Source organism: Paraburkholderia youngii (genome assembly GCF_013366925.1).
Lineage (GTDB): Bacteria > Pseudomonadota > Gammaproteobacteria > Burkholderiales > Burkholderiaceae > Paraburkholderia > Paraburkholderia youngii.
On sequence record NZ_JAALDK010000003.1, the window covers coordinates 440,857 to 467,670 of the forward strand.

The 26,814-nt window shown below is 59.9% G+C and carries 19 protein-coding genes and 3 pseudogenes; 15 read left to right on the forward strand and 7 right to left on the reverse strand.

What is annotated here, in order from left to right; translation table 11 throughout:
* Positions 1-84: 84 nt before the first annotated feature.
* The 6 genes from G5S42_RS40585 to G5S42_RS40610 all read left to right on the forward strand — a co-directional run bounded on the left by G5S42_RS40585 (position 85) and on the right by G5S42_RS40610 (position 7,053).
* Positions 85-1,368, forward strand: a complete 1,284-nt coding sequence (locus G5S42_RS40585) for a TULIP family P47-like protein (RefSeq protein ID WP_176112287.1) — start codon at positions 85-87, stop codon at positions 1,366-1,368.
* 90 nt (positions 1,369-1,458) lie between these two features.
* Complete coding sequence (locus tag G5S42_RS40590; protein ID WP_176112288.1) at positions 1,459-3,183, forward strand: TULIP family P47-like protein; 1,725 nt, start codon at positions 1,459-1,461, stop codon at positions 3,181-3,183.
* 13 nt (positions 3,184-3,196) lie between these two features.
* Positions 3,197-4,786 (forward strand): TULIP family P47-like protein, encoded by a 1,590-nt coding sequence (locus G5S42_RS40595; RefSeq protein WP_176112289.1) that lies wholly within the window; start codon positions 3,197-3,199, stop codon positions 4,784-4,786.
* A gap of 187 nt (positions 4,787-4,973) precedes the next feature.
* Complete coding sequence (locus G5S42_RS40600; protein WP_176112290.1) at positions 4,974-5,204, forward strand: hypothetical protein; 231 nt, start codon at positions 4,974-4,976, stop codon at positions 5,202-5,204.
* Positions 5,195-5,593: a TULIP family P47-like protein gene (locus tag G5S42_RS40605; protein ID WP_176112291.1), complete on the forward strand. Its 399-nt coding sequence runs from the start codon at positions 5,195-5,197 to the stop codon at positions 5,591-5,593. Before G5S42_RS40600 ends, G5S42_RS40605 begins: the two co-directional genes overlap by 10 nt.
* A complete protein-coding gene (locus G5S42_RS40610; RefSeq protein WP_176112292.1) occupies positions 5,590-7,053 on the forward strand; it encodes a TULIP family P47-like protein in 1,464 nt (487 codons plus the stop codon). Before G5S42_RS40605 ends, G5S42_RS40610 begins: the two co-directional genes overlap by 4 nt.
* Before the next feature lie 216 nt (positions 7,054-7,269).
* Here the strand turns inward: G5S42_RS40610 and G5S42_RS40615 are convergent.
* Positions 7,270-7,572 (reverse strand): annotated as a pseudogene (locus tag G5S42_RS40615) (integrase core domain-containing protein); the annotation flags it as partial.
* On the opposite strand from G5S42_RS40615, the gene G5S42_RS40620 reads away from it, so the two are divergent.
* From G5S42_RS40620 to G5S42_RS40630, 3 genes are all read left to right on the forward strand, one after another.
* Positions 7,505-8,437, forward strand: coding sequence for an aminotransferase class III-fold pyridoxal phosphate-dependent enzyme (locus tag G5S42_RS40620; protein ID WP_312883720.1), 933 nt, complete (start codon positions 7,505-7,507; stop codon positions 8,435-8,437). The pseudogene G5S42_RS40615 and the gene G5S42_RS40620 sit on opposite strands and share 68 nt — an antisense overlap.
* 37 nt (positions 8,438-8,474) lie before the next feature.
* A complete protein-coding gene (locus G5S42_RS40625; RefSeq protein WP_246392531.1) occupies positions 8,475-9,143 on the forward strand; it encodes an HAD-IA family hydrolase in 669 nt (222 codons plus the stop codon).
* A gap of 171 nt (positions 9,144-9,314) precedes the next feature.
* A complete protein-coding gene (locus G5S42_RS40630; RefSeq protein ID WP_217710336.1) occupies positions 9,315-10,622 on the forward strand; it encodes a glycosyltransferase in 1,308 nt (435 codons plus the stop codon).
* Between the two features lie 544 nt (positions 10,623-11,166).
* On the opposite strand, the pseudogene G5S42_RS40635 reads toward G5S42_RS40630, so the two are convergent.
* A pseudogene (locus G5S42_RS40635) lies at positions 11,167-11,901 on the reverse strand (IS6 family transposase).
* A 700-nt stretch (positions 11,902-12,601) separates the two neighbouring features.
* On the opposite strand from G5S42_RS40635, the gene G5S42_RS40640 reads away from it, so the two are divergent.
* The 4 genes and pseudogenes from G5S42_RS40640 to G5S42_RS40655 all read left to right on the forward strand — a co-directional run bounded on the left by G5S42_RS40640 (position 12,602) and on the right by G5S42_RS40655 (position 18,367).
* Complete coding sequence (locus tag G5S42_RS40640; RefSeq protein ID WP_176112293.1) at positions 12,602-13,639, forward strand: IS110 family RNA-guided transposase; 1,038 nt, start codon at positions 12,602-12,604, stop codon at positions 13,637-13,639.
* 346 nt (positions 13,640-13,985) lie between these two features.
* A pseudogene (locus tag G5S42_RS40645) lies at positions 13,986-16,218 on the forward strand (LamG-like jellyroll fold domain-containing protein).
* A gap of 41 nt (positions 16,219-16,259) precedes the next feature.
* A complete protein-coding gene (locus G5S42_RS40650; protein WP_246392532.1) occupies positions 16,260-17,450 on the forward strand; it encodes a glycosyl hydrolase family 28 protein in 1,191 nt (396 codons plus the stop codon).
* Positions 17,451-17,575: 125 nt separating this feature from the next.
* Positions 17,576-18,367, forward strand: coding sequence for a hypothetical protein (locus tag G5S42_RS40655; RefSeq protein WP_246392533.1), 792 nt, complete (start codon positions 17,576-17,578; stop codon positions 18,365-18,367).
* Positions 18,368-18,643: 276 nt separating this feature from the next.
* On the opposite strand, the gene G5S42_RS40660 is transcribed toward G5S42_RS40655, so the two are convergent.
* Positions 18,644-18,817, reverse strand: coding sequence for a PDDEXK nuclease domain-containing protein (locus G5S42_RS40660; RefSeq protein ID WP_311733567.1), 174 nt, complete (start codon positions 18,815-18,817; stop codon positions 18,644-18,646).
* A 1,052-nt stretch (positions 18,818-19,869) separates the two neighbouring features.
* On the opposite strand from G5S42_RS40660, the gene G5S42_RS40665 reads away from it, so the two are divergent.
* Entirely contained in the window at positions 19,870-20,586 is a 717-nt protein-coding gene (locus G5S42_RS40665) for a hypothetical protein (RefSeq protein ID WP_176112294.1), read from the forward strand.
* Positions 20,556-22,235 carry a hypothetical protein gene (locus G5S42_RS40670; protein WP_312883721.1) on the forward strand — a complete coding sequence of 560 codons (1,680 nt, stop codon included), beginning with the start codon at positions 20,556-20,558 and terminating at the stop codon, positions 22,233-22,235. The genes G5S42_RS40665 and G5S42_RS40670 overlap by 31 nt, the downstream gene beginning before the upstream one ends.
* 51 nt (positions 22,236-22,286) lie before the next feature.
* Here the strand turns inward: G5S42_RS40670 and G5S42_RS40675 are convergent, their stop codons facing one another.
* From G5S42_RS40675 to G5S42_RS40690, 4 genes are read right to left on the reverse strand one after another with little or no spacing between them, the layout of a single operon-like run.
* Positions 22,287-23,369, reverse strand: a complete 1,083-nt coding sequence (locus tag G5S42_RS40675; protein WP_026229093.1) for an amino acid--[acyl-carrier-protein] ligase — start codon at positions 23,367-23,369, stop codon at positions 22,287-22,289.
* Position 23,370: 1 nt separating this feature from the next.
* The gene (locus G5S42_RS40680; RefSeq protein ID WP_176112295.1) at positions 23,371-24,561 is read right to left on the reverse strand and encodes an acyl-CoA dehydrogenase family protein; all 1,191 of its coding nucleotides are present in this window, start codon (positions 24,559-24,561) and stop codon (positions 23,371-23,373) included.
* A complete protein-coding gene (locus G5S42_RS40685; RefSeq protein WP_018437551.1) occupies positions 24,558-24,809 on the reverse strand; it encodes an acyl carrier protein in 252 nt (83 codons plus the stop codon). The genes G5S42_RS40680 and G5S42_RS40685 overlap by 4 nt, the downstream gene beginning before the upstream one ends.
* 52 nt (positions 24,810-24,861) lie before the next feature.
* Positions 24,862-26,691, reverse strand: coding sequence for a serine aminopeptidase domain-containing protein (locus tag G5S42_RS40690; protein ID WP_217710337.1), 1,830 nt, complete (start codon positions 26,689-26,691; stop codon positions 24,862-24,864).
* Positions 26,692-26,814: the final 123 nt, after the last annotated feature.

Here is a 26,814-nt window from a genome sequence, read left to right on the forward strand (position 1 = left end):
CGCAGATGACCGGTTCGGGCGTCCCCATCCGCTGCTTTGCGGCGTGTCGCCCAGCCCTACTAATGGAATTAATGAGGTTCGGACGTGAACACTAATGGCTGGGACACCATTTCGGTTCTCGACATCAAGCAAGTCAACGCTCAATTGCAGAAACGGCTTGCCGAATTGGTGATGAAGTTCGATACGAGTTGGACGGACGCATTCGCCGGCCAGTTTGAGGCAAAGGGCAATTTCGGCCCATGGTCAATAACCGGTGGGTCCGGCGCGGACATCTACCTGACGCTTCCAATCAGGTCCGGAACGCTCAGTCAAAAAAACGTCACGGGGAAGATTATCGATATATCCGGAATGACCGTCGAGGTCGAAGTCAATCTTGAGTGGATCCCTTCGAGCGTTACGGCTGGCGTCACTAATTTGCAATTCGATCTTGGTGCAATCACGCCGGAAGGCGGCCAGCGCAAGCCGGGCGACATTTTTGTCAAAAACGTTTCCGATCCGAAGAAGACAGGCTTCGGCCTGGACGTCGGCAACGGGATCGCGAACGCGCTCCTCAGCAATCAGGACAAGATCTCCTTTATCTTCGCCCAGACCGGCATTGTGAATGCGCAAACGGCCACCTGGCTCTTGCCGAAGCGGTCGACCTACAGCTACCACACGCCACAAGGCGGCAGCGAAAGCTATCTGGCGATCCTGAGCGTCACGACGGACCGAGACATTTCGCAGCTCAACTCGAACATCGATTCGGGAATCGTAAGCAGCCAGTATCCCTTGGCTTTCGTCATTTCCGGCGACCTGTTTCTTCAGAATGCGATCTTGCCGGTGCTGCCCGGCACTTTCCCACACTCGAATGCGGGCAACTTCTCCTACGCGAACGGAAAGATCAGTCTCGTGAGGTCCTTCGACCTCGATTCGATCCGGGAAGGGGCGATCGACTATACGCCGACGATCGAATCACTCACCATCGAGATCGACGCCAACGCGCTGAACAGCTCCGCCTCGGGTAGCTGCGGGCTGCACCTGCCCCACGCTTACCTTAGCTTCTCCGCCGTCACCAACAACGTACTGGTGTACAACACGACGAACCAGACGTTCTCGTTCCAGAAGGACCCGAACCCCGTCAGCCATTCCCACAACAATGTACCGTGGTACGACTATCTGATCGGCCTCGGCCCGCTGGGCGCCGCGATCATCGCCATCGTGCTCGCGGCCGTCGAATCCGGCCTTGGCGACAGCCTCTCGGGCTCGAAGCTCGCGGGCAGTCTGTCCGCCGCGCCGGCGTCCACCGTGAAATGGGTGGGGCTGGACCAGGTCCGCATCCAGAATGGCGAACTCAACGACTGCTTGCTTTTCCACTCGGACGTCGCTTGACCGCGGCGAGCCGCGCGCCGCAGGAAAGGGCGCGACCAATCGCACACCACGCCTATCTGTGGGACGATCGACCAAAAAGAGGCCCTCACCATGGCACCGCTTTGCAAGGACAACACTACGCCGCCTTCGGCCGGCAGGGCATCCACCAACAACTGGGACACGGTTTTTGCCCTCAATTTTCTCAACGCGAACAAGGCGATCAAGAACCAGAAGTCCTCGCCGCCGGCCTTCGACGGCACCAAGCCGGGTGGCGGATTCAGCGGTCCGGCAATCAAGGTCGACGGCAAGTTCGGCGACTGGCAACTGAGCGGCGGCAGCGGTTCTATCGCGGAGTTGGGCCTGCCGGTTTCAGGCACCGCTACCGCCGAATCCACACCGCCTCAGAGCATTCAGTTCAACGGGACCGCCGTCATTCAGGTCTCGCTCGACTACTTGCCTCAGCCGGGCCAGGACGGCTCGTCCAAGTTCTCGGGCGGCAAGTCGAACGCACTGAAGGTCAAGACGACGACCCCGGACCCCAACACGCAGCCGATCGTGTCGATCATCAGCCTCACGCTGAACAAGGAGGCGAGCGATGCGCACGACGCCATCAGCGACGTGCTCGAGCAATGGCTGATCGCTAACCTCGGCAGCTTCAACCACACCTTTGCCGCGATCGACCTCGGCGCGGTGGCTGACCAGGGGCAGTTCCAGTGGCTCGTGCCTACGCATGTGGGATACGGGATAAACAATCCGGAGAATGCACCCGTCGACAACTATGTGTTCGCCGTCATGGCGATGACGGCGAACCGTCAGGGCGTCAATCTGGGCCACGAAGTCTCGCCCAACGTTATTCCCCAAGGTTGCAATGCCGGCTTCCTGATCTCCCAGGAACGCTTCATGACGAAGATCATGCTGCCTGGCATCGAGAAGATGTTCAAGAACGCCTCGGACAAGGACTTCCAGGTGACAGGCGATGGATCGACGATCAGCAACGTCAATGCGATTACGTTCCAGAACTTCGAGACATCGAACAAGGACGGCTCCGAAACGGTTGAGATCACTGGCGCGACACTCGATCCCGAGAAGTTCTCCCTGATCGCAGACGTCACGACGCTCAAGCTGAATTTCACGGATCTGCACCTTCCCTGGAAGGGCGGCCGCTACACCGTGCACATGCTGTACGACTCGGAGTGCGAACTCTACATGGATGCGAATAAGCACTTCCAGGCCTGCGTGGTCGGAACGCCATCGCTCTCCGTGGCGGTCACGGAATCCTCCGCGGAAAAGTGGACCAACATCATCGTCGGAATCGTCGAGGGAATCGGGTTTGCCGTTGCCGGTGCGGCAATCGGCGGCGCGCTCGGCCCGGCAGCCGAGGTGACGGGGGAGGGTATCGAGGGGGAGGCGACTGGTGCGGCAGAGGCTGTGGAGGGGACGACCGACACGCTCGAGTTCTCCTCGGATCTGGTGTCCGACACCGACATCGTAAATCTCGACGACGTGAATGCAGAGGACGACGCCGACGCAAGCGACGATATTGAAAACACCGAAGAGGAATCGTACTCGTCCAAGTTCAAGGGCTTCCTAAGGCGTAACTGGCGAAAGATTCTCGGCATGGCGATCGGCGGCGCCGTGGGTGCGGTCACGGCCAAGCTCCCAGACATCCTGGAAGCCTATTCCGAGCAGGATCTCGCGAAGATGCCCACGCTCGACGAATTCGCGGATTACTCCGTCTCCCCCATCGCATGGCCCGGACAGACCGGCTATACGCTCGTGAGCATCGCGCTCAACGAGTCGCTGCAGATGGGGCTTAACGTCAACATCGCGGATTGAGGAGGCGCCAATCATGAGCACCTTGTCAACGGAAAACTGGGACACCGCCTTCGGCATCAAGTACAAGGATGCCAATGCCGCCATTGCGAGCGGGGGAAGCTCCCCACCAAACTTCTCGGGCTCGCACCAGGTCGTCGGCAACACGTACAACGTGAGCGCCAGCTTCGGGACGTGGAAGATGACCGGAGGCTCGGGGTCCCTGCTTATCATGGCCCTGCCGCTGAGCAATGGGCGCGTCTCGGGCGGCGGGCAGGCCGAGGAGTCGTTCGAAGGCACGGCGCAGATCCAGGTGAGCCTCGGCTTCATACCCCAGCCGGGCTCTACCTCGTCGCGGGAACTGCGCCTCGACAATCAGCAGGCCGTCAGCGTGTTGCAGGTGACGCTTTCGTCGGGGCCGCCGTCCGCGCGGGATACGATCAAGGGCGCCTTGCAGGACTGGCTGAATACAAATGTCAGCGAGTTCAACCATGTCTTCGCCGTGGTCGATCTTAACGAGTTCGTCGACAAGAGCGACGCGTTTGCCTGGGTCAAGCCAACGCATGTTGGCTATGCGATCTATACCGAGAACATAGCGTCGGCCGATGACTATCTATTCGGGATTCTCGCCATGACGGAGAACCGGCCCGGGAGGAACCTCTCGCCTGTGATGGATCCAGGCATCGTTCCCGACGGGGCCGACGCGGGTTTCCTGATCGCCGCGTCACGGGCGGTCGACAAGATGTTCGCGCCCAGGATCGAGACGCTCTTCGCCAATGCCACCGCCGACGACTTTGGTCGCAGTGCCGATGGCATGACGATCGTCAACGTGAACACGCTGAAATTCACGAATTTCACGCTGCAGGACGGAACGGTCATCAACGACGCCCAGATTGACGCGGCGGCCTTCAACGTGTCGATTGACCCGGGGTTCGTCGAGATCGATTTCACCGGGTTAAGGTTTACGTGGAAGGGAAAATACAACGTCACCGTCAACTACCGCTCGATAAACGACCTGTCGACAGACGAGAACGGTCATCTCCGGCTCAAGCAAACCGCCGCCCCGACCGTTTCGGTGAGCGCTTCGGAAACTGAGTCGCAGAAATGGAAGGAGATCTGGGAAAGCATCGGTATTTCCGTGGCGGTGGCGGTGGCGGGGGCCGCGCTCGGCGCGGGAGCGGAGGCGGGCGTCGCCCGCCTCGCCGTGGCGCGCGCCGCGACGGCCGGGGCGGAAGCCTCGGCGGACGGCGTGGTCAATATCGAAATGGAACTCGTCCTGAATGCGATGACACCGCAGGAGCAACTCGCCAATGAGCTGGGGGCGGTGCGCGCGGCTGTGAGGGCATTGCAGCAGCCAGAAGCCCCGCAAAGCTTCGCGGGGTTCTTCCAGGCGTCCGCATGGAAACTACTCGGCATCGTGATTGGCGCGGTGATAGGTGCGGGCATCGCGGGGATTGTCACTGCGCTCCAGGCCTACGCCGAAGAGAACACCGAGAAGCTCCCGACGCTTGACGGCTTTACCGACCGCTCGACAGGGAACGTCAACTGGGCGGGAGGCACCAGCTATACGCTGAAATCCGCGCAATTGCGCGGCCCGATGCAACTGGGTCTCGTCAAGTCAAGCTGAGCCATGGCCAACTCGGATACGGGTGGCCGGGACATGGTCCTCGCCACCCGTGCGAGCGTGCTCAACAAGGCGCTCGCCGGGCGAGAGGAAAGCCTGGGCGAGACGATCCCCCAACCGCAACGGGGCGGTAACCGTAAAGGGCAGCCTGAGCATCTGCCAGATTGCGATCGGAGGATCGGGAGCGCTGGTGAAATTCCTCATCCCCTGCAGTACGCTTACGCGCAGTCAGAAAGAGCAGTCGTTCACGTTGACCGACGGTTCGTTCCTCGTGAAGGCGACACCCGCGCTTGCGCCGCCGCCGGACCCGGCTGACTCCGATGCGCGTGCACGAACCATCAAGGCAGGAAAAGCGACGCTCACCGTGCAGTCATCGAGCTTCGACGATCCGCAATTCGGGGCTTCGAGGTCATGGCCGTGACCGTGTTGCAATCTTGGCTCGATGCGCAAGCGTCTTTTCCCTACACATTGGTCGCCATCAAGCTGACCATCGTGAGCGATCGCGGCCCGGTCGCGGCGCTCGTGCCCGTGAGCGCAAGCTACGCCTATGCCGACGCGGCCGACGGCGACGGCGTGCTGGCACTGCTTTGCCGCGTTGCCGCCGGCGCCGACAACGCAGGGCAGCTTCTGCCGGAAGTGAACCCTTCTGCCCTTGGCGGCGGCGCAAGCGCGATGTTGCTGGGCAAGGGTGTCGTGCTCAGGTTGGCGGATCTGGCTTTGTCGAGAGCGAGCTGGCCGGGTGCGGGCGCGGCCAGGGGCCAGTTCACCAGTGCACTCCTGATCCCGGTCGAACTGACGGAGGGCGTATGATCGCGCAAAACGACGAAGGCCTGAAGGCCGATACCTATGGCTGGGACACGGTATTTGCCATTCGCGTCGACGACGTCAACGCGACCATCAAGCGCAAGGGAACCTCTCCGAACACTTTCGCCGCGTCCACGCAGGATCCTCACACCGCTATCGCGGTGGACGTATCCGGCACGTTCTCCGATTGGCAGATCACGCTTGGCGGCAGCGGCAAACTCATTCACATGCAGACGCCCGTGACCGCGCTGAAGGCGAGCGGCACCATTCCTGGCGCGGGACCTGTAGCGTTCACGTTCGGCGCCGGATCGTTCGAGATCGAGATCCAGCTGCAATACGTGCCCCATACCGAAACGCCCGCCACGGGCTCTGGAACGTTCCACGACCTCAAGGTCCGCCACACCGGCGCGAGCCCGCAAGAGCAGGTGGTCACGGTTCTTGACGCCTATGGCTTCGGCACGAGCACCGATCCCTCGGCCACTCCGTTCGAGAGCGTAGTGGACGACGTCAAGGCTGCCATGCAAAACTGGTTCAACGCCAACCTGATCGATTTCGAGCACGTCTTCGCCACGGTGAATCTCAACCGTACCGCGGACCAGGGGCTGTTCGCGTGGCTGTTGCCGACCTATTCCAGCTACGCGTATGTGGACGGTCCGACGCTCGACTCAAGTGTGCTCGGCATTCTCTGCATGACGGAGAACCGTTCGGCTGACGGGCTCGACCAGGAGATATCTCCCAATGCGATTCCACAAGGGGCGCGGGCCGGCTTCCTGATCGCGCCCGAGCGTTTCGTGACCGAGATATTGTGGCCGTCTATGGCGATCGTCTACAAGGGCACTCAGCCCGGCAACTTCGCGCTCAACAGCGACAAGACGGGTCTCGACCTCGCCAACGGCGAAGTCACGATCGACTCGCTGAAAGACAGCGACGGCAACAGTCACGAGACTGTGCTGCAGAATTTCGAGCTGACCACCTCCGACCAACTCCTGACGGTCGATGCGACGACACGCGTGCAAGTGTCACCCGGCATCCACGCCTTTACCCATACCGTGTCGTCCTACGGTCTCGCCCTGCACAATAACACCAGCTCGGGCAAGCAAAGCATCTACTACGTGGACAAGAGCAGCATTCCACCGGCGCACTGGACGGAGGAGAGCGAGGGCGTAGAGATCACGAAGATTCTGGAGGGCGTAGCCGCGGCGCTGTGCACCCTTGCCATCGGAGTGGCGACTGACGGGGCGGCCTTCGCCGCAGCCGCAATCGTGATGGGCATCCTGTCGGGCGTGGGATCGAAGATACCGGACCTCATCGCCGCAGCGAATACGGATGACTCGCCTTCGATCGATCTTCTCGTGTTCAATTCGGTCGGCCCGCTGCAATGGACGGATCAGGCGGACTTCAACCTTGTGAACGTATCGCTGAATTACTCGGTCCAGATGGGCGGGATCCCGAACTTCAACGGATAAGGCTACGGGTGAACCGAAGATCCCTGAAAGGCCGCGTTAGCTAGTCCATTGAACCGGATGAATTGCACCGGATGCGTCGAGTTGGATCGGAATACTTCCATTTCAATGCGACAGCCTGCTTGTAGTGGGTAGCCCCACCGTCTTGCGGCAGCAGGGCCCCCGAAGAACGCAGCATGCTGAATCGCCCCCGGTTTCCGGGAGACCGTTTTGTTTGAGTCAAGCCGCCTTGGCGACGTTCTCAAACTGCCGATAGTAAGCTTGCCCGGCTTCCGCCGGCGGGATATCGCCGATCGGGCCGAACAGCCTACGATTGTTGAACCAGTCGACCCATTCGAGCGTGGCCAGCTCGAGGGCTTGCTGGCTACGCCACGGGCCGCGCCGATGAATCAGTTCGGATTTATACAGCCCGTTGATCGTCTCAGCCAGCGCGTTGTCGTACGAATCATCCACCGTGCCGACCGACGACTCGACGCCGGCTTCGGCCAGCCGCTCCGTGTACCGGATCGAAACGTATTGGGCGGATTCAACCGGTCGTCGCAACACCCCCGAAATCGAAGGGGGTGGAATGGGGAAGAAACACGTGCGGTGCCGCCGGGGAATCCGGCCGTTGGTAGGCTCTATCGGGTGCCCTGGCGTCAATCAGAAGCAGAACCTGCAAAGGTTCTGGAAAGCAATTGCACAGGGTCTGTCAAGCGAGGAATTGCTTCATGAAATCTCCAGACTGGCAAAGCTGCATGGAGCACTGCTGATCGTCGATGAAGTCCTTTGCGGGCTCCGTTATGCTTCGGGTGGCTACTGCCAAAAACACGGTGTAAAAGCCGACCTCATTACCTTGACCAAGGGAATCGCGCAAGGCATCGGCCTTTCCGCAGTTGTCGGCACCGACGAGGCCATGACGGGGGCCGACACCGCATATCTTGGCCATACCTATCTGCGCGAGAACCGGGCCTTCGTGGCCGGCAACCTGACACAGGAAATATTTGAAGAAGCGGGCATTGTGGCCCGTCTCGCCGAAAGTGGTTCCGCACTCAAGAGGTTATTCCTGACCGCATTCGAGCGTAGCAAAATACCTGCTCGCGTTCTGGGAAGCGACAGCATGTTCGATATCGTTCTGCCGTCTGAAAAACATGGAAAAGCGTTCGCACAAAAGTGTCTGCAGCATGGCATCTATGTCGGATACCCGGCAACATACATGAGCAATGCTTCTATGAATGAGGTTTTTTTCGAGGCGTTGGAACCAGCACTGGATCTAGCACTCGCAGACTATTGCAGGTCCGAAGATATGACGACACCGTTCACCGATGCTTCGATGGTCGAATACTGCATGGAGGCATTCCGCACGACAGAAAAGGCATGTCTGTCGAACAAGCACTATTGGGCGTGATACTAGAGGGCGAAGTCCAGGAAAGACGCGACAAAAATTGCAATCACCAACTTTTTCTATTGTTTCGATTCCTACTCATATTGCCATGAACGAAATCGATCTCAACGATTACGATCACGTTGCCTTCGACCTGGACGGTGTCCTTGTGGATTCAGCGGCTGTAGTTGAAAACGCTCTCCGTCGATGGGCAGGGGAGGAACGGCTCTCTCCGGAGTGTGTGTTGCGGATGTCTGCCGCGCGCCGGGATATAGAACTAGTTGCGTCAATCTCTCCCGGCCTCTCGCCGGAACGAGAAGCGGCCCGCATCGCAGACTATGAGGTCCAGGTGATGGATCTGCTCCGACCAATCGCAGGCGCCGCCGAGTTCTATAGCTCGCTCACCGCTGGGAGGCGATCTGTCGTCACCTCTTCGTCACGGGTCTCGGCTCTTGCCCGCCTCAAGGTGGCCGGAATCTCCTGCCCAAGAATCATGATTGCCGCTGAGGACGTGAGGCAGGGAAAGCCGAATCCGGAACCCTATCAAGTGCTGTTGCGGACGTTGCAGATTGCCCCGGAACGGTGCTTGGTTTTTGAGGACTCCAGAGCCGGAATTGAAGCGGCAACCACTGCTGGTTGCGACTGCGTAGGCGTCGGACCTAATGCCAGCGGCCACCCCGACATCAGGGGCTGGATTGAGGATTTTCGCGAGATGACCTTTCTAATCTGACGCCGGCCTCCGCTTTCCGGGCCGAAAGGACGACAAGATGAAAATATCAACGGAATACCGCACACCACTGTTTGATGAGGTGTTGATACGCGGCTCTGTCCTTGAGCACTAGTTGCACAGCAGGCAGACTACGAGGGACTTGTCAATGAACTGTTGCGTTCGTCGGGCACAATGCGCGACAGGGTCGGTGATCGTTGCATCTGGCAAGTCAATTCCACTGCGTTTGGCGGTGGCGTCGCCGAAATGCTTCCACACCATATATGCCTCCTCCGGGAACTTGGTTTCGATGTTCGCTGGCTCATCTTTAAACCGAACAAGGAGCAGTTTTTCGAGTTCACCAAAGGCGTTCACAATTCTCTTCATAATACCGCAGTAGCCAGTCTCGATGACCTGTTGCCGCACTATCTCGATGTTTCGAGACAGGGTGCAGCGGAACTGGAAGCAATCATCGGACCTAATGACCTACTGGTCATCCATGACCCACAGCCACTTTGTGCTGCTTCGCAATTCCTGGATTCTCATCCGCACCCAGCCATCTGGCGATGCCACATCGGCTATCCAGAACGCACCCCGACGGTCGACAGGATATGGGCACTTCTCGGCGAATACCTCGGCCCATTCCAGCGTATTGTCCTGAGCGACAGCGAATACGTCTTCGATACACCTCAACCGATTGATATCATCCAGCCATCGATCAGTCCGTTCTCCGCCAAGAATCGCAACTATGAAGGGCCGGCAGACCAGAAGCTGGAAAATTCAGTTTCGTTTAATGGCCGCAAATCGGGACCTACGCCATCGCTTCAGGAAATCCTCGGTTGGCGGTATTTTCTGCACGTTTCCAGATGGGATAGCCTCAAAGGCATCGACCGGATCATCACCGCTTTTATCCGTTTTGTGCGTGCGGCATCCGACGAGAAAAATACGATACGCCTCGTGATAGCAGCACCCGACCCTCTGAATGTCGCTGACGATCCGGAAGGACGGACGTATTTCGAGAAGTGCCTGGCACTACGTGACCAGTTGCCAACGGAAGTACAGCAACATTTGTATCTGGCCTGCATCTCGATGAAGGACAACGACGCAAATGCAGAGATTGTCGGCCGACTTCAACAGAATGCTCATGGCATATTTCAATTGTCTCGCGAAGAGGGTTTCGGGCTGACGACGACGGAGGCTCTGTTCCGGGGTAGACCCGTCGTAGTGTCGTCCGCTTTTGGTCTGAAAAGGCAAGTCGTAAATGGGCTGAATGGAATTGTCCTAGAGGAACCGGACATCGAGGCCAAAGCCGCAGAGGTGATGCGTCGGCTTGCGACCAACTATAGTGATTACGAGGGGATGGCGAGAAGAGCGCGCGAGAACTGCCTGCACTTCGGCACGCAAATCTCGCAAATTCCAAAGTGGTATGACTCGATTCGTTCGGCCCTATCTAGTTTTGAAGAGCACACGGGGCCTCAGCGCGCAAATGCAACTGAGGCGTGAGTTGATGCCCACACGCTTACGACAACCTCACAGGGATAGAGAAAAATGCATGGCTCCCTGATGACGCAGACAGCGAACACCTCATGCTGATTGAGACCTTCATCTGTTTTGTCTCTGCCCAAGAGCATGAAAGCCACGACCGTTCCGCAGGCGAGGCGAAACGGTTCGAGCGCTTGACGAACTCGGGGTATCCGTCCTTTTCGTGCTTGTATGGCGGTTTCTCCACAGAGCCTTTATTTATATGGCTGCCGTCGGCTCTGGCTCTTGTCAGGAGGTCCCAACAGTATCTGCGATAGCATATCTGCGCACGATTACGGATCGCGCGCCGTAGTCGGGAGGCGCAGATGCCAGATCTTGGAGTTTGCTATGTGGGACAAGATCGCTTGCCCGCCCGACTGTCGGAATTCGACGTGGAGCGCTACTTCGCGTTGACTGACAGCGACGTTGCCGCGGTCAAAGAGCGTTTTCGGCGCGGTCAACGTGCCGGCGGGCGTTGTCACGTTAAGGTATATGAGACGCAAGAGCGCACAGGAGGTAGACTTGCTCAGAAATTGGGCGGATCTTGGGTGAGCCCAGTGAAGCGATGCCACCCGGCAAAGCGTGCGGCGAGCTGTTTGCGATAGAGTGGGGCACGCAGTAAATGTCGCTTGAGCGCGAAGTGCTGGCGAATCGGTCCGAAGCTCGATAAGAATGCTTGTGTGCGACCAGGATCGCGGAAACCACGCATCCGGCGTTCGCGCTCACGCGTAGGCTGATGGCTGTTTTCGGCACGGTTGTTTACCCGGGCACTGGCTTTGACGAAGACGTGTTTGATGTTTGCCAGTTCGGGAATTTCGGCCTTCGCGGCCGGATAGCTGCGCAATTGATCGGTGACAATCCTTCGTGGCGCGTCGGCACAGGCGGCCAGCACGCGGTTGAAGAAGCGCTTTGCTGCGGCCTTGTCGCGATGTTTCTGCAGCAGGATGTCGAGTTCGGCGCCGTGCTGGTCGACTGCCCGCCAGAGCAGATAAGGCTCACCGCGCAACGTCACGAAGACTTCGTCAAGATGCCATGTGCGCCCAGGCTTGCGGCGAGCAGCTTTGACGCGATGTGCGAAGCCCGCGCCGAATTTGTCGCACCAGCGGCGGATCGTCTCGTAACTGACAACGACACCGCGCTCGAACAGCAGTTCTTAAATATCACGCAGGCTAAGTTGGAACCGGAAATACCACCGAACCGCGAGACTAATGATTGCCGCCGGGAACCGGTGGCCATGATAAAGCGATTTTCTTTTCTTCATCGTGACATCTTACGTGACTACCTCGCCAAACGTGACAGTGCCGCAGGGTGACAGGAGGGCAATCGGACGCACACCGAATGGCGAAACCGGACATGACATCTCCTCTGCAGGGGTGAATTATTGAATAGATTCGGCACACGAACACGTTGAGGCTTGACACGAAACACAGAGGCGCATGCCGCTGTAAACAATTAACATTCGGTTTGCTGCGTAGATTCTCGAATCCGATTCCATCGGAAGTACTTCGACGGCAGCAGAATTCATCCCTACCGCCCTGCTCCAGCCAAACTACCGCTGAAGTATTTACATTTACTCCGGCCGGCGGCGTGACAACGCCAGCGCGATTACTTTGACAAACCTGGACAAAGTGCCTGATCCTCCAGGGAAGATCCTTCCAACTAGTTTTCAGAGCGCTGATCTTTTGCCCCTTACCTAATCCCGAAAACCCACTGTGCGCACACAAGCAAGATCCAAGCTGCAGACTCTATGGATTGCGACCATCATGCCACCGATCGCCCATCAAATTGATATAAAATGTTTTTTTGATGTCCGCGTGATTCTCTAATACCGCCGATTTTTTGAGGTTTTGAACCGGACCGGATTTGGTGGGCTCTGATGTGATGGACGACTCCCGCTACCGAGCGAGGGGTTTATGCCAAAGTGGAAAAGTCGTGACGTCCACGGCAAAGGAGCGTTCATCATGAATATAGCGACTGTTGGACTGGATCTGGCCAAGAGCGTGATGCAGGTTCACGCAGTGAATTCGCAAGGCGAAATCGTTGTGCGCAAACAGCTCAGACGCGCGAATGTACTTCGGTATTTTGCTACGCTCGAACCGTGTGTAATCGGCATGGAAGCGTGCGCCTCGTCGCACTACCGGGGCCGTGAGCTCACCAAGCTCGGACACACCGTTCGACTGATCGCCCCGCAGTTCGTCCGGCCTTACGTAAAGAGCAACAAGACCGACGCGGCCGACGCCGAAGCAATCTGCGAGGCGATAACGCGACCGAACATGCGCTTTGTACCGCTCAAGACGCAGGCGCAACAGACAGTGCTGTCGCTGCATCGCGCACGCGCCGGCCGGGTCAAATCACGCATAGCACTTGCCAACCAAATCCGCGGGCTTCTTGGCGAATTCGGCATCGTGCTGCCACAGGGTATCCAACTGCTTGGCCAACGGGCCATGGCCGCTCTTTCCACTCGTGACGATGGGCATTCTGAGCCGTTCCGGGCGTTAATCCAGATGCTCGTCGAGCACTTGCGCGAACTTGGCAGCAAGGTGGCTGAGCTCGAAGGTCGTATCCGCGCGATCCGTCGCACGGATGCGCCCGGTCGGCTTCTCGAAACAATACCCGGGATCGGGCCACTTACCGCGTCGGCCCTTGCAGCCTCGATCGGCAACGCCGGATCTTTTCGCAGCGGCCGCGAACTTGCTGCATGGCTGGGTTTGGTGCCGCGTCAGCATTCTTCGGGCGGCACGCCGCGTCTGCTGGGCATCAGCAAGCGCGGCGATACGGCATTACGAACACTTCTGATTCACGGCGCCGGCGCGGTTATTCGTATGGCAGCGAGCAAACCCGAAATGGCCGATTCCTGGGTGTTGAAACTGTTTCGTCGCCGGCACAAAAATATCGCTGCTGGCGCTCGCGGCAAAGAATGCACGGCGTGGGCCATACTGATACGAAATCAGCCCTTTCAGGCGGACCATGTGCCTACGCGATCCAGCGTGACGGATTGACAGGTCCCGCCATTAGCAGTGAAACAGCGTTCACTTCCAGAGGTTGCTTGAGCAGACTTCAATTCGATGGCAGAACGGTCGGGCCGTGGTGGGCCAAACCCGCTTTGCACCAAGGGCAACCGAGCCCGAGGCTCTGATGGGGTACCCATTCGCGGATATTCATCGTGGGCCCGCAGCGAGTGCTGCCAACTGAGCCCGGATACATGGCTGCAACCTCGACCTGATGCCAGAAAACCAAGACTGCTTGACAACAGGGAGTCGTCCATACATGGTGCAAATAGCGCGGGGGTGATCTGATCGACATGATGACGGGACGGGGTCTCGGCCATATGAACGGAATCGCGATATGGATCGAACCAGAACAAACAGTTTTACCTTGGCAGTGTCGCGCCGCACCTTTTTGCACAGCCTCGGCGCGTTGCCGCTGAGCGCATGCGGCGGGGGGCGGCAGCGTCGGCGAAGCGGCCGTGAGCCGCTCGGCCGTTGCGAGGGCGGCGAGCATCAACGCGGCGAGCCTGGTGTTCGCACGAGCGGCAACCGGCGAGGCCGCCGTTGCGACGAGCGGCGCGTTCGTGCATCCGGGGCTCCTGCACACGCAGACCGACTTCGACCGCATGGCGCAGAAGGTCACCGCGCAGGCGCAGCCCTGGTACGCCGGCTTTCAGATGCTGACCGCCAACGGCCACACGCGGCTGTCCTGGTCGCCGCGGCCGGCCGCGGTGGTCAATCGCGGGGGCACCGGGCCGCAGAACTATCCGCAGCTCTATGGCGACGTTGCCGCCGCCTACGCTTGCGCGCTGTACTGGAAGGTCACCGGCGACACGGCATACGCCGACAAGGCGGTGCAGATCATGAACGCGTGGTCCTCGACGCTGCAAAGTCTCGCCGGCGACACCAACGTCGACCTGGCCGCGGGCATCTATGGCTACGAGTTCGCGATCGTCGGCGAGATCATGCGCGGCTACTCAGGCCTGACCTCCGCCAATCTCGCGGCGTTCCAGTCGATGATGGCCAACATCTTCTACCCCATCAACATCGACTTCCTGAACCGCCACAACAACACCGACTACACGCATTACTGGGCCAACTGGGACCTGTGCAGCATGGCGTCGATCATGGCGATCGGCGTGCTTTGTGACGACCACGCGATGTTCGACGAAGCGGTCAACTACTACCTGAGCGGGCTCGGCAACGGTGCGATCGCGCAGGCGGTCTACTACCTGCACCCGGGCTACCTCGGGCAGTGGCAGGAGAGCGGGCGCGACCAGGGGCATAACAACCTCGGCATCGGGCTCTGCGGCGCCATCTGCGAGATGGCCTGGAACCAGGGCATCGATCTCTACGGCTACGACAACAACCGCTTCCTCGCCGGCGCGGAGTACGTGGCGAAGGCCAACCTCGTGCAATCCAACGGGACTTACCTCACGGTGCCGTACGAGAGCTACGCGAATGTCGACGTGGTGCAGCCCGGGTTTTCGACTGCCTCGCGAGGCGATATCCGTCCGATCTGGGCGCTCGTCTACAACCACTATGTCAATCGCAAGGGGCTGGCCGCGCCGTGGTCCGAGAAGTTCGCGCTCGCGATCCAGCCGGAAGGCGGCGGCAACTACGGGACGACGAGCGGCGGCTACGACCAGCTCGGCTACGGCACGCTCGCCTACACGCGCGATCCGGTGACGCCGGCCGCCGCGCCGAGCGGCGTGACCGCCTGGCCGGCGGCGGGACAGGTGGTGCTGTCGTGGTGGGGCGTTGTGAACGGCACGAGCTACAACGTCAAGCGAGCCGCGACATCGGGCGGCCCGTACACGACCGTCGCGAGCGGCATCACCGACGTGCTGACCTATACCGACAGCGCGCAGGCCGGCGTGTGGTACTACGTCGTCAGCGCGACGACGGCATCGGGCGAGAGCGCGAACTCGAACGAGGCCGTCGCGGTGACGGCCGTGCAGTTGCACACCTGGCTGAGCTTCGACGAGTCGAGCGGCACGACTGCGGCCGACGCGACCGGCAACGGTCATGCGGGCACGCTCGTCGGCGGCGCGTCGCGCACCGCGGGCAAATCCGGCAACGCGGTGCTGCTCGACGGCTCGAGCGGCTACGTCAGCCTGCCCAGCGACATCGTCGAAGACGTCTCGGACTTCACGATCGCGGCGTGGGTGTTCCGCAATTCAAGCAGCACGAAGCAATGGGAGCGCGTGTTCGATTTCGGCACGGGCACCGGCCGTTACATGATGCTCACCCCCGACAGCAGTGGTGGCACGGTGCGCTTTTCGATCACGCTCAACGGGTCTCACAACGAGCGTCAGGTCAATGGCAACGCGCCGCTGCCGAGCGGCCAATGGACACATGTGGCCGTGACGCTCTCGGGCACGACGCTCACGCTGTACGTCAACGGCAGCCAGACCGGCCAGACGACGGGCGTGGCGTTCGCGCCGTGGCGTCTCGGCCCGAGCGCGCAGAACTGGATCGGACGTTCGCAGTTCGCTGCGGACCCGTACTTCAACGGAGCGATCGACGAGTTCCGCATCTATCGCGGCGCGTTACCGCCGGATCAGATCGCGACGCTCGCGCGGGGTTGATCGTCAGCGTGAACTTTTTCGTTAAAAGGATGACCGTTTCAATGAAAATAAAACACAAAGCCAGCCTATTCATCGCCGCTATCTTCCTGAGCGCGGGTTCCGCCGGCGCGCAATCGCTGGCGACCGGCGATAGCCGGTCGGTCGGCGAACCGACCTATCCTGGCGTCTGCCAGACGCTGTATGCGAATTTCTCCAGCTCGCAACGCTCGTCGCCTCCGACTACCGACGACACGAGCCGCCTTCAGGATGCACTGAATCAGTGTGCGGGAACCGGCCAAAGCGTGGTGCTTGCGCCATCGGGTTCCAATGATGCGTTCTACACGGGCAGCCTGACGATCAATGGAGCGGGCCTCGCGATCAGCGCGGGCGCGACGCTGCTCGGCAACAACTACGCGAGCAATGCCAACTTGCTGCAATTCTCGGGCGCCAATGCGTCGCTGATGGGACCGGGAACCGTCGACGGGCGCGGCGACATCATCTCCGGGACGCCGAGGCTGGTGCAGGCCAGCAAGATTTCGAACTTCATCGTCTACAACGTCACGCTGGCGCAGGCCGCGCATCCGAATCTGTACGTGGAAGGCGGCAACGGTTTCACCGCTTGGGGCGTGTCCATCCGTACGCCCGCGACGCGCAAGAACGCCGACGGCATCGATATCGATAGCCTCACCAACGCATCGGTGATCAACTCCGACATCGAGGCCGGCGACGACGGCATCGCGATCAAGACCAACTCCGGCAACATCTCGAACGTCACTGTTGCCAATACCCGGCTGCATGGCACGCACGGACTTTCGGTGGGCGGTATCGACAAGAACACCGTGTCGAACATCCTGTTCCAGAACAACTACGTGTACGGGAACGATCTGAACGGCACGCCGTCGACCGACGCCAACGGCATCAACGTGAAGACCGGCCCGTGCGCGCTGACGGTGAGCCAGGTGAGCTACGTCAATACCTGCATGATCGACGTGAAGCACCTGATCGTCATGGACACCAACTACAACACCTGCACGGCAGGCGGCAGCCCGTCGCTGTCGAACATCGTCGTGAACGGCGCGTATGCGACCCAATCGCTGTCGGGCGCCTACACGAAGATCGACGGGCGCAATTCGAGCTACCCGGTCAACGCCTGGCTGGCCAACGTCAGCCTGGATGCGACCGCGCAAGCGGCGACCAGTATGCGAATGTCGGCTTGTATAACTCGAACGTCACGCCGTCCGGAACCGGCGTGACCACATCGAGCTTCACGGCGACGGGAAGCGTGCCGAACTGCGCTTTCTGAAACCGCCAATCCGCTGCGCGCCCCATGCGACGGAACCCGTGAGCGGTCCGTGCAAATGGGGGAAACGGGATATCCATGCAGATTGATAGCCACATCGAACAACGCCGTTACATGCGGCACCTGTGCATCATTGCGGTCGCGGTGGTCTGCATGAGGGTGGGCGTGCTGCGGATTCTGCAGGCCGATCCGGAGCCTGCTGTCGTGAGTCCGGCGAGCGAGGCGCGCCCGGCTGCCGCCGCATTTGGGCCGGCCGGCTCGCCCGGCTCCTCACCGAGCGTCGGGCATGACGATGCGGGGCTCGCGGTCGCGGAAAACCACGAGCTGATCGTGAATGCCGCGCTGCTCGACCTGATCAATTCCTTCCTGCTGCGGAAGACGGACGACGATCGGGCCGATCAGTTGCGGACCTATCTGAAAAGCGAACTGCCGTCGCCGGCGTACGGCGAAGCGGAGCGGATCGTCGAACGTTACCAGGCGTACATGAGAGCGCACGACGAGTTGCTCGCCGCTCAACATCTCGCCGGCGCGACGGATGCATCGGCGCTCGACATAGAACTCGTTGCGGTCTGGTGTCAGCAGCGCGACCGCTTGCGGCGAAGCATACTGGGCGATACCGTCGTGCAGGCGTGGTACCAGAACGATGACGCGCAACTCGATCAGGTACTTCAGGAGTGGAGGCAGCGCGTCGAGGATGATCAGGCGCCGGAATTGTCCGCACAGCAGCCGCGATATCCGGTTCCTCACTGGCCCAACAAGAGCGACGAAGAGCGCCATCGCCAGTACATGCTGCGTGTACTTGATCACGCAATGACGAGCTTCGAGAGTTGCAACTCGAGGCTTCGACGCTTGGCACTGGTATGCGAGTGATGCTTCCCGGGCGCGTCATTCGATGGTCGATCCGCGCGTCGTTACTCCGCGTGAGCGTGCCTGCTTCCTCGCCCCGTTTGCGATCGTATGCATGAATCGCGCCGTCGCCGAAGGTGCCGATCGCAGCTCGTTGCTGGGGTAAGCGTGTACTTTTCCGCGGGAAAAATGGTGATAAGTTCCGAAGCGATCACAAATATCAATAACTCGCCATCAGGCGGGTCGCGAGAAATCTGATGCTTATACCGCACCGTCTGGTAGGTCGGGACGCAGTTCGGCCTAAATCTGGTCGAAGCTCCGCAGGCCAGTCTCTAGCGACTCCGGCACCTCGCGCATGAACTTGTACTCGGCCACGCCCATCGGTTTGGCGATGCCGCGAACCGAGTATTCCGCCACAAGCCGGTTTTTCTCCTTGCACAACAGCAGGCCAATGGTCGGCTGATCTTCCGCCACCTTGGCCTGTGCGTCGACCGCAGACAGTAGAAGTTCAGCTGGCCTGCATACGCAGGCTTGAATGATGTCGTTTTCAATTCGACGACGCTCAGCTAGGCATCACCGGCGATGCATCGGATATCGCCAGCGCTGCGTTTTCCTCGTCAGCGACGAATCCACGTTCCGTCACTCGTGCCCCTCTCAGTGGATGGCGGGGTAACAAAGATCATGCAGCTTACAGTGCATACCTTGGTCGTTTCGGCAGATGATTAAATGATTGTCCGTCAAGTGCAATTGGCGAAACCAGTGTTATCTTGATAGCAATGGCAAGTGGCGCATGTTTACGAAAAATTGGAGCTTCTTCGACGTCCCGTCAGCCGGCGCGCGTTCAAGGCGGCATGGCGGACGGGTGACGAGATATCTAGCCGCCCGTCGTTAGCAAATTTCGCGTTTTTTGCGGGAAGAACAGCCGGCACGAAAAAACAGGCTTTCGGATGCTGATTTGATTATTTCGTAATCGCGCTGAGACGTGTCACGAACCCGTCTGGGGGTCCAATTCCAGTCTCGGATAGGTTCCCTCAACAAACGATCTGGTCGTGCGCGACCTTTGCCAGTTCCGCAGCAATGGCCGCGTGCGTGTTTAGGGATGTCCTCAATAAACGGCTTTTACGTACGCTAAGCTAGGTAAGTCGCTTCTTTCGTCGGATGGGAGAAACCCGATGCACGACGGACCATGAACTACCCCTTTGATACATCTCTGATGCAAATGTTGTCCGCATTCTCGTTCATCGGTATCGACTCTTGATATTTGCGCTGCCCTTTCTCGGTCCGATGTCGATAAGCTCGATACCGTGTTTATGTGAGCTCCACTATTGAAGGTCAAGATTTTCCTGCTATAACACTTCCAAGAATCGCAGGATATTCTTTTCGCTGATCGCATAAACCCGTATGCATTTTGAATTCTCTCGATGCTGTCCATGTTTTTTTGAAAATTTGAATCTTAATGAATTGGAAGGCAGATTGTTTTTTGAATTTGCCCTGATGAAGTGCAGTTGGTTAAGAAATCGAAATGCTTGGCTGAAGTATTTTGCTGGAGCGGCAGCGCTTTAGCGATTCGAGTGAGAGCCAGCCAACATTGGTATCCGTTCTGCCGATGCAAATTCGATCTGGAGATGTCTGATGAGGGCTTGTCCGTTCTGTCCGCACACCCGGCATTGGCGGTCGCGGTGCTTGCCAGTGTGACGAGCATGGCAGCCGGTTCCGCGCAGGCGCAAGTCACGGCGGTGAATAACTACTGGAACGGTACCTCGTCTTCCGACTGGTTCAATGCGAGTAACTGGATCGACAACGGCGGCAACCATCTGGTGCCCGATTTTCGCACCAACACTACCTTTATCAACACGCTCACGAGCAATCGAACGGTCATTGACGGGCTCGCCGCGCCGTCGCGGATCGTCCGTATCGGCGACGGCGCCAGCAGCGGGAGCAATGGTTCACTGAACATCCAGAACGGCGGCACACTCGATGTGTTGACCAACAGCGGCGGTGGCTATGTCGCGGTCGGCTATGGCACGCCGAATCCATCCATTGCGGCGCTGACAGTGACCGGAGCGGGATCGCGGTTGTCCGCAGCGGGTTACATGTACGTTGCGCTGTTCGATGCAAACCAGGGGACGATGAACGTTCAGAACGGTGCGCTGGTCGAGGCCGGCGTGAGCCTTGATGTCGCAGGGGGGCGGGCAGCACCGGGATCGTCAACGTGGTGGGGCAGAACTCGGTACTGCGGGTAGGCAACAGCTTTTTCGTCGGTGACGTCGGCGGGGGAAGGTTGACCATTTCCAATGGTGGCGCGATGAGTTCCGGAACCGGATTTCCGCCGCTCATATCGGGGGTAGTTGCGCCGACCGACTCCATCGGCTCAGCAACAGGCGCTGTCGGCGAAGTTACCGTCATTGGCTCCGGTTCATCGTTGAGCAGCAGCAACCCGCTCATCGTGGGCGGTGCGAACCCCGCGCTGATCCCCTTCTACCTTGAGAGCCTTGGTCTTGATGCCACGGTGCTCTTCATGGGCGATGGTTCACTGACCAGTGCCAACGGCGGAGCCGTTAGCTCCGGGGTTGGGCCGCATACGGTCCAAGGATTCGTCAACAACACGTTTATTGGCGGCACGCCGGGCAGTACGGGTAGGGTCACCGTCACTGATCCGGGCTCGAACTGGACCGTGGGTGGCAACCTGATGATCGGTGGCGATGGCAACGGGACGCTGACCATCGCCAATAGCGGCCGCGTCTCCGCGGTGTCCGTCGTGCTAGCGCAGACTGCGAATTCCACCGGAATGCTGAACATCATCGGCGCCGCCGCCGGCGCAGCGGCCGTCGCGCCAGGCGTACTCAACACCGGCAGAGTGGCGTTCGGTGGCGGTACGGGCGATATCGTGTTCACCCACACGGACGCCAGTGGCAATTACCTGTTCCCTGCGGCCATGGTCGGCTCGGGCGCCGTCAATGTTTATAGCGGTAAAACCGTCATGACGGGGGCCAGCACGTATGTCGGTCCGACCACGGTGCATGGGGGCACCATCGCTGCTGGCGAAAACAATGTCTTCAGCCCGAATTTGGACTATGCGGTCCAGCCTGCTGGCACATTGGATTTACGCGGCTTCGACCAGCGCGCTGCCGGCGTCGTCAATGCGGGTCTCGTGCGCATCGCTAGCGATCCGGGGACTGTGCTGACCACGACCCACTATGTCGGTCACAACGGCACGATCGCCCTGAACACCTACCTCGGTGGCGACAATTCGCCTTCGGACCGGCTTGCCATCGACGGCGGGTCGGCCACGGGCACCTCGGCGCTCGCGATCACCAACGCCGGCGCCCCCGGTGCGCTGACGACGGCCAGCAGCATCTCGCTCGTGGTTACGACTAACGGTGGCACTACCGACGCCGGCGATTTCGCGCTCGGCACCGAAGTGCGCGGTGGCGCCTTCGACTACCGTCTGTATCAGGGCGCCGTCGGCGGCGCATTTCCGCACGACTGGTTCCTACGTTCGGATTTCGTCGTCGGACCAGGGGCGGAGGAGCCGGGCATCCCGCCCGGTGACGAGCTGCCCGAAGAACCGCCGCCGCCCGAGCTGCCCCCGGGCGAGTACCCGATCATAGGCCCCGAACTTGCCACTTACTCGGTGATGCAGCCGCTCGCAAGACAGCTGGGCCTGACCATGCTCGGCACGATGCACGAGCGTATCGGCGACACGCTCACACAGGACCCGGGCCGTGCCGGCAGCGAAGGCCTGGCCCGTTCTGCGTGGGCGCGGGTGTTCGGGCAGCAGATCGACAACCGCTACGAGACCTACACCGATGCGCGCGCGAAGGGGCAACAGATTGGCGTGCAGGCCGGTGTCGACCTCTGGCGCGGCAGCTTCATGCCAGGCCATCACTAGACAGTGCTCGAGCAACGCTTACGGATGAGTGCCTCTGCACCATCAATAAAATTATTGTTTTTCGTCGTTATTGACATCATTTTCGGGTGCGTCAGCAGGCTGTCGCCAGCATTCTAGTTCAGCGGCAATGCGCTCGCGACTATTGCCCCAAAGTAGTTCACGCACGTCGTCGGGCCATGCTTCGACGTGGCACCCGTGATGATGCAGCAGCGCAAGCGCGAGCCGCTCCATTCCGAATGCGATGCAGGCCGAGTGCGCGACGGCGCCATTCGCGCAACGCAGTTTCCATATCCGACCGAAGTGGTCCATGTGATAGTTGAACGATAGGCAGGCGGTTTTGCGGTGCCGATCCGTTACCGGGATCAGCAGTTCGAATTTCAACTGCTGCGCGCGCTGACTGTCCGCGACGATCTTGCCGCCGCGGCCGAAAAATGGGTCGTTCGCGACGTCGAGTTCAGCGGGCAGGCGTAACATTTCTGTAAGTGCATGGCCGCGTTCGATCCATGTCGCACGAAAAGCCTGAACATCTTCTGGCGAGCCAATCCGCACGTACTCGCGCATTCTGAACATTTGCATGCGCGTCGGATCCAGGGAAGGCTCGTGACGGAAGCAGTACGACAGCACGTCAATTGTGAGCCCATTTTCTGGTAGCGGGCCGCGTCGCGCGATGACCGGGTAGACCGGATAGCACGCAGCGGGTGTGAGCACAGCGCGCGTTGGCTTTTGCTGGGCCAGCCACGCGTCGCTTCGCTCGTCGCCGGGATCGGATACCACGTCGTCGAGCGCCCGCAGCAGGCGCCGGTGGTCGCGCTCGTCGCCGCAGAACGCGTGAATCGTGCCGGCGAGGTGCGGAAAGTTGTTCAGGTATTCGCTGTCCTCGAAGTCCTTGCGTGGCACCGCCGGGGGGAAGCGCAGAACTTCCGGATGCTGGTCCGCAGCCATGCACGATATCAGCCAGGTCAGGCGTTCAACGATGCCTTCGTAGATATGGTTGTGCCCATACAGGCCGTTTTCGCCGGTGTCGACGAGCAGGCCGGCTGCGATCAACCGGTCGCGCAACGGCCGCTGCGCATCGGATATGGGGGCATCACCGTGTGCATAGTTAGGGAGGGAAGATGTGACACGTACGCTCATTTCATGCCTCTTCTATTAATAGTGACGGGCGCTGCGCAAGTAGCAGACTGGCCGTGTTCTGGTCAATCCGGTCGTTGTTAATCATTAGGGGGGCAGAGTAAAGGTCGCGCAGATGCCGGCCGATGCTATAGCGGCCGCCATTCCGGTACCCGCTGATCCCGCAGATCATCATCGCCTCGTGCGCGACCTTCAGTGCGGCCGACGAGATGCTGGTTTTCAGGCTATTCATATCCGCCATGAAGCGGAGTTGAACGGTCAGCGGCAATTCTGTTGCGCATTTGCCGTACTCGGCCGCATGCACAGTCTGCGCTGCGGCAAGTGCCGTACTCAAGCGTGCTTTCATCATCTGCAACTGCTCGGTCGCACGAACAAGCCGCCCTCTGGCAAGCAACATGCCATCCGGCAACCCGCGCGATTGAGCGCGACAGTACGCGTTTGCGCGCCGCAGCGCATCCGCCGCGATGCCGGTCCATACGGCTGCCCACAGCGCATGCGACACCGGTTGCATTGTACGGTTGGCGATGTCGCTGAACGGTGGGATCAGAATCTGCGCATCATCCACGTTCGCGACGAGACGAAATCCCGAGCTACAGGTACCTCGCATACCAAGCGCGTCCCAGTTGCCTTGCGGTTCTAGTGCGATCTGGGTGCGCAACGCCACAATTAGCACCTGATCGGAGGGCGGCGCGTCATCCGCACGGCGCGCAGTAATGAGAATGGCGTCAGCGTAAGCGCCATACGAGATAGTGGGCGCGTCTTTCTCGATGCGGAACCGCTGGCCGTCATGCTGTACTGCGCACATGCTGGCGCGCAGACTTCCGCTGGTAGTTGCCTCGGAGGTCGCAGATCCGAGCAGCAACTGCTCACGGGCCATCCGCTCGACGAAAGCGAGCTGCCAAGGCCGGCCGCAGCAATGGGAGATCACGCACGCCGCCTGGGTCAAATGCATTGCGTAGATCATCGCAGTGGACGCGCAGCCTTGCGCGATGACTTCGCAGAACGACGCGACGTCGGTCAGCGTTAGACCGGCGCCGCCGAAACTGGCCGGAACCAATGCGGGCAGGAGATGCTCTTTTCGCAGTGCGTCGATAGCTTCGGCCGGGAAGCGCGCATCGCGATCGACTGAGTACGCATGCTTGGCGGCTACCCGAGCGACCCGCAGTGCCGCCTCGTGCGCAAGCTGTGCGTTCATGACGTCACCTTTTGTTTTTGGAGTCGTGAGATCGCGTCGGCCATCGAATTGATACTCGAGAACAACTGTCGGCCGAGCATCTCATCCGGAATCGCGACTTCAAAGGTTTCCTCGATAGCCAGCATCAGATGGACGGTCGCTATGGATTCGAGTCCGGCGGCGTACAAGTCGGTTTCATCGTTAAGCGTGTCAGGTGATCCGCGCAGGTGAACCGATTCGCAAATAATGCGACGCAGAATTTCTTTCATTTGGATACCTTATTATGCGAAGAAAAGAGGCGGGCGAAACGCATGGAACGGGCTACGGCTCGACAGTCGGCGTGGGTGGCGTCTTCACGTGCGGCGGGTAGGGCGTGTCCGATGAGGTATCTGGCAGGCTGCAGAACCGTTCCAGCAACCACCGCTGCGCATCGCTCATGGCCGCCTCGCGCGCGGCGCGCATAAACAGCGAGTGATCGACTATTGGCAACATCGCGACCCGTACGTGCGGAAATCGCCTCAGGCCACGTAGATTCGCGCCGAACTGCAGCTTTAATTCGTCGATACCGTGATCGAACTCACCGTATAACAACCGCACTTCGGCATGTTTTTCGTGGAGAAGTTCGAGGAGTCGGCGAGCCTTGTTCGGAGAGAACGACCAACCGATGGTGGCGTCCATCAAATCGGCGACGCGACGCTCGAAACGGCGTGTCGCCCGCGCCACGAGTCCACGTACCATGCCAGCGAGCGACGCCTTGTCGCTCCATACGCGCTTCCATTTGTCTGTGCTAAGCGCGGCTCGCCGCAGCGTCCGGTTCGACGCGATAGCGCTGCTGTTTCGCACCCGCTCCTCGTCTTGCCACACGAACTGCTGAAGATTCACGCCGAACGCGCCGACGATTTGCGGGTGTGCCGCGCACGCATGCAGACCAACGAAAGCACCGCTACAGATACCGAATGTAACGACTGCCGTGTAGCCCTGTTCGAGCAGCCAGTTCGCGCCGGCGATCACATCGGCGCATGCCTCTTGCGAATGGAGCGACTCGGCTGTAATAGTGCATTCTTCGGGGGCGCTGTCGCCGAGACCGGCCAGATCCATTCGCAGCGACGCGATGCCTATCGCGGCGAGACGGCGGGCGAATAGCACGAAGCAGCGGCCGTCGCCGATGTTGTGGTTTGCGGCCGTGTTTGGGAACAGCACCGTAGGGGCATTCTCGAGTGCGTCGCGCGGGCGGCAGTACACGCCGAAGCATGCGCCGACAGAAACCGGCTGCTCCATGAAATTGGGTCCGGCCAATGTGGGAGCGACCGGTATGGCGCGTGATGCGGAGTGATTCAGTGTGCGCAGAGAAGCGGGCGAAGCGTCGATATTGCCATTTCCGTCGGCGTCGCCTGCGAGCCATGCCGATACTGTCGCGAACGCACGAGCCGGAAGCTTGCTGAAGCGTGCCTCGACGAGAAAGTGATCAAGTTCATCGAACGGCGCACGCTCGACGGCGGCACCATATGCTTCATATCGCGCGCCCAATGCGTTCCCGCTGTTGCGGTCGTTCGCCTCGAGCAAGAGCACGCGTCGCGCGGGTGCTGTCGTGTCGTTGCGCAGATCGATCCCCCCGATCCTGTCGATGTCGTCGCCATGAAGCCCGAAGCCGAACGCGCCGACCGTGCGCATGCTCTCTGGCGCCTTGCACATGCTCATATGGGCGCGCGCGCTGAGCCAGCGGTGATGATGCGCATGCAGTTCACGCAGATATTTTTTCCCGGACAGCACCGGGGCGAGCAGCACGAGTCCATCAATGCCCGACAACCGCTCAGCGGCAAGCGCGGCGAGCATCGCACCGAGCCTGAACCCGCATAGCGAGACGCGTTGTACGCCGGATACAGTGCGCAGGTATGCTAGCGCATCGGCGATGCTGCCGATCCATGCGTCGACGCGGTCCGGATCCTCCTCAACATGTAGCGAATTGCCGGTTCCAGGATAATCGAAACGCAGCGTGGGCATTTGCTGCACAGCCAGTCGTTCGGCCAATTGCAACCATGCACGATGCGTGCATAGTTCGTCGTAGCCGAAAGCATTGCACAACACGACACCGTGCTGTCCTGGTGCGGGATGCAGCCACCCAGCACAGTCACCGAAGACGACAGCTTGCATAAGAGGCCAGTTCAAAAAACCCATGTCTGGGATGTTTAATTTCGGAGTGCGGTATTAACTCGGCTTTCCGAAAGACGGAAACCGAGAAGATGCACGCACGATCGCAACGAATCTCGGGCTTTG